This is a genomic window from Nocardioides sp. P5_C9_2 (genome assembly GCF_054049555.1).
This window is the reverse complement of record NZ_JBFUMD010000395.1, coordinates 1-3,746: the sequence shown is the minus strand read 5'-3', so window position 1 is coordinate 3,746 and position 3,746 is coordinate 1. Positions and strand designations below refer to the sequence as shown.

Here is a 3,746-nt window from a genome sequence, read left to right as displayed (position 1 = left end):
CGCCCAGGCAGTCGTCGATCACCTCGAGCAGGGGCCACGCGAGCCGGTCCGGCTCCCAGGGGTCGTCGGAGTCCCTGCCCAGCAGCATCGCCACCAGGGAGTGAGGGGTCACGAAGTCGACGCCCGCGCACACCCCGTCGCCGCGCCGCGCGCCGACACCGAGCCGGTGGCTGAGGCGCTGCGTCAGCCAGCGCTCGACGCCGCGTGCGGGCACCACCACGACCTCGCGCGCGAACGGGTCCTCGAGCGGCGTCGCCAGCAGGCCGGCGAGGCCGTCGGCCAGCGCGTCGGTGCGCTCGGCGACGTGGAGGTGGAGGGCCATGGCGTCACCCTGCCATCCGGCACCGACAGCACCGCGCCCGCCCGGACTGGCTACCGTCGGGGGCATGGATACCCCGGTCGTGCTCCTGGACATCGACGGGACTCTCGTCGACTCGACCTACCACCACGCCATCGCGTGGGACCGGGCGTTCGCCCGGCACCACGTCGACGTACCGCTGTGGCGCATCCACCGCACCATCGGGATGGGTGGGGACAAGCTCGTCGCCGAGGTCGCGGGCGACCGGGTCGAGGCCGACCACGGCGACGCGCTGCGCGAGCGCTGGCAGGAGGAGTACGCCGCTCTCCTCGACGAGGTCACCCCGCTCCCCGGCGCCCGGGACCTGGTCGTCGACCTCCACCGGCGTGGTCATGTCGTGGTGCTCGCGTCCTCGGGTGCCGAGCGCTTCAGCCACGAGGCGGTGCGGCTGCTGGACATCGCCGACGAGGTGGCGGCGGTGACCTCGTCGGAGGATGCCGAGGACTCCAAGCCGGACGCCGACATCCTCGCCGTCGCCCTGGACCGGGTGTCGGGGGAGAGGGCGGTGCTCGTCGGGGACACGCCGTACGACGTGGAGGCCGCCTCCCGCCTCGGGCTGGCCTGCGTGGCCGTGCTCACCGGCGGCTACGCACGGGCCGAGCTCGAGCAGGCGGGCGCCGCTCTCGTGGTCGAGACGCCGGCGGACCTCGTCGGGCTGGACTGGGACGAGCTGGTGCGTCCGGTACGCCGCTGACGCCGCGGACCTCGGGGATCCGGACATGGCACGAGGGACACCGACCCCCATCGATGTCCCTCGCTGCCGTCCGCGGGACGGCGCCTGCCCCCGCAGGGTCAGTGCTTGAACGCGTCCTTGACCTTCTCGCCGGCCTGCTTCACGTCCGACTTGGCCTGGTCGTTCTTGCCCTCGGCCTCCAGGCGGTCGTTGTCGGTCGCCTTGCCCGTGGCTTCCTTGCCCTTGCCGGTCAGGTCCTCGGCCGTGTTCTTGATCTTGTCGTCAAGACCCATGACTCACACCTCATTCGCACGCGGGTTCCCGGACAACCGGGCTGTTCTCGAACTTGCCACGCGACCCGGTGCGGGCCAACACCCTTCGGGGTGGCCCGCCCGGGTCGGTCCTCCGGTCAGCGCACGGCCTGCGCGGYCGCGACCACGTCGACGAGGCCGTAGCCCTTGTCGTACGACGTCGTCCCGAGCGGGCCCGGCTCGTAGGCGGCGCCGTCGGTGAACTTGTGGGCCGTCGTCTTGAGCGCCGCCTCGACCTCGGCCGGCGTCGCGGCCGGGTTCGCCTGGAAGAGCTGGGCGACGATGCCGGCGATGTGCGGTGCCGCCATCGACGTACCGCTGATCGTGTTGAAGGTGCCCACGTCGAGCAGGCCGGGCCCGTTCTCCGGGGCGAGGCCAGTCGAGCAGATCGCGAGGTAGAGCCGGCACGACGAGGTGATGTTCTCGCCGGGCGCCGAGATGTCGGGGTACGTCGACTGGTCGCCGGCGTGGCCTCGCGAGCTGAAGTCCGAGACCGTGCCCTCGCGGGTGCCGGTGTCCTGGTCGTAGTACGAGGCCACCGAGATGATGCCGCCGGTCGGGTCCATGCCGGGCGGGTTGGAGAGGCTCTCCGAGCCGTCGCCACCGTCGTTGCCGTTGGCCCAGACGGTCACGACACCCTCGGCGGCCAGCGCCCGCTGGAGCTTGACCGTGGCCGACTCGGGGTCGAACGCACCACCGCCGGTGGGCCCGTAGGAGTTGTTGGTCACCTTGATCGGCGGGCACTGCGCGACCGGCACGCCGGCGCCGCAGGGGGCGTCGTGGTTCTCGAGCACCCAGTTGAGGGCGGCGTCGGCGCCGATGATGAAGAGTCCGGCACCGGTGGAGACGGACACCAGCTTCGCGCCGGGCGCCGCGCCCTGGAGCTTCTTGCCGCTGCTCAGCGTGACCGGGTTGCCGGCCACGATGCCGTTGACGTGGGTGCCGTGCCCGCCGAACGACAGGGTGTCGGTGTCGACGCCGTTGGGCACCTTCTGCACCGAGCAGACGGCCTCGAGCGGGTCACACAGGGTCTTGAGGTTGGCGACGACGGCGCTGCTGCCGTCGGGCTCCGTGAAGTAGGGGTGCGTCGGGTCGACGCCCGAGTCGATGACCGCCACGCTCACGCCGTGGCCGGTGAGCCTCTGCCCGTCCGCGCCGGTCAGCGTCTGGGTCGCCTCGTAGCCCCGGGTGGCGGTGTTGCTGGAGTCCTGGAAGAGGTCGATCCCCTGGTTGCCCTCGACGTAGGTCACGCCCGGCTCCGAGCGCACCGCCTGCACCTGGCTGCCGGTGCCGGTGGCGACCACGACGCCGATCAGGTCGAAGCTGGTCACCGGGGTCATCCCGGTCGCGGCGACCGCGTCGCGCGCCTGCTGCAGCGTGGCGCCGTGCACCATCACCGCGGTGGGTGCGCCGGCGTCGAGCCGGGAGAGCTGGCCGACGAGCTGGGTCGACAGGTTGGCCCGGTCCGCCGAGCCCGCCGCGGTGGCGGACGTCGGGACCGTCAGTCCCGCCGTCGCGACGAGGGCGACGGCGCCGACCGCCAGGCACCTCGCCGCCCTGCTCGTCGAAGTGGTGTTGATTCGCACGATCGAATCCCTCCACGCCTCGTCGCGTCGATGCGGTGGCGACCCGGTCGGTCGGGTCACGAGGCGATGGGGGCCCAACGAGCGGGTGTGCCGCGGGTCACGCCGGGTGCGGGAGGATGCCTCGCGTGGAGCACGTCTGGTGGGGCCTGGGACTGCTGGTGGTCGCCCTGACGACGCTCGTCCTGGCCCGCGTCGCCCGCGTCCCGCTCGGCTGGCTGCCCGTCACCGCGATCCTGCGGGCGGCCGTGCAGCTGTCGGCGGTGGCGCTGATCCTGCGGGGGGTGCTCGCGGTGCCGTGGACGGTCGCCCTCTTCGTGCTGCTCATGGTGACCACGGCGACGTGGACGGCGGGGGGCCGGCTGGCCGGTCTCCCCGGCGCGCGCCGCATCGCGCTGGTGGGCGTGGTCGCCGGGGCGTCCGGGTCGCTCGCGCTGGTCTTCGGGCTGCGTCTCGTCGAGCTCGACGCGCGGTACGTCGTCGCGGTCGGCGGCATCGTGATCGGCAACGCGATGAGCGCGGCGACCCTGTCGGGGCGCACCTTCCTGCGCGACGCGCGGGCCCGCCGCGACGAGGTGGAGGCCTGGCTCTCCCTCGGCGCCACGCCAGCCCAGGCGTACGACGACGTCGGTCGCACCGCCGCCCGCGAGGCGTTGCTGCCGACCCTCGACCAGACCCGTTCCACCGGGCTCGTCACCCTCCCCGGCGCCTTCGTGGGGGCCCTGTTCGGGGGCGCCACGCCGGTGGTGGCGGCCCAGTTCCAGCTGGTCGTGCTGGCCGCGATCGCCCTCACGATGCTCACCACGGCGGTCGTCGTGACC

5 protein-coding genes are annotated in these 3,746 nt (G+C 73.2%); 2 read left to right on the top strand and 3 right to left on the bottom strand.

Features of this window, described 5'->3' with window-relative positions:
- On the bottom strand, positions 1–322 hold a 322-nt coding region (locus ACXJKL_RS16810), incomplete at its 3' end, for an exodeoxyribonuclease V subunit gamma (protein WP_457208165.1).
- A gap of 64 nt (positions 323–386) precedes the next feature.
- Between ACXJKL_RS16810 and ACXJKL_RS16805 the strand changes: the two genes are divergently transcribed.
- On the top strand, positions 387–1,052 hold the full coding sequence (locus tag ACXJKL_RS16805) for an HAD family hydrolase (RefSeq protein WP_457208164.1): 666 nt from the start codon (positions 387–389) through the stop codon (positions 1,050–1,052).
- A 98-nt stretch (positions 1,053–1,150) separates the two neighbouring features.
- Here ACXJKL_RS16805 and ACXJKL_RS16800 read toward each other — a convergent pair whose 3' ends face one another.
- Positions 1,151–1,324 carry a CsbD family protein gene (locus tag ACXJKL_RS16800; protein ID WP_082624020.1) on the bottom strand — a complete coding sequence of 58 codons (174 nt, stop codon included), beginning with the start codon at positions 1,322–1,324 and terminating at the stop codon, positions 1,151–1,153.
- A 116-nt stretch (positions 1,325–1,440) separates the two neighbouring features.
- Entirely contained in the window at positions 1,441–2,928 is a 1,488-nt protein-coding gene (locus ACXJKL_RS16795; RefSeq protein WP_457208163.1) for a S8 family serine peptidase, read from the bottom strand.
- A gap of 125 nt (positions 2,929–3,053) precedes the next feature.
- Between ACXJKL_RS16795 and ACXJKL_RS16790 the strand changes: the two genes are divergently transcribed.
- Positions 3,054–3,746: ABC transporter permease (locus tag ACXJKL_RS16790; protein ID WP_457208162.1), on the top strand; the 693-nt coding region annotated here is incomplete at its 3' end.

What these genes read in the sequence shown, in the direction of transcription:
- ACXJKL_RS16805 (WP_457208164.1), top strand. Translation starts at nt 387, where the DNA reads ATGGATACCCCGGTCGTGCTCCTGGACATCGACGGGACTCTCGTCGAC.
- ACXJKL_RS16800 (WP_082624020.1), bottom strand. Translation starts at nt 1,324, where the DNA reads ATGGGTCTTGACGACAAGATCAAGAACACGGCCGAGGACCTGACCGGC.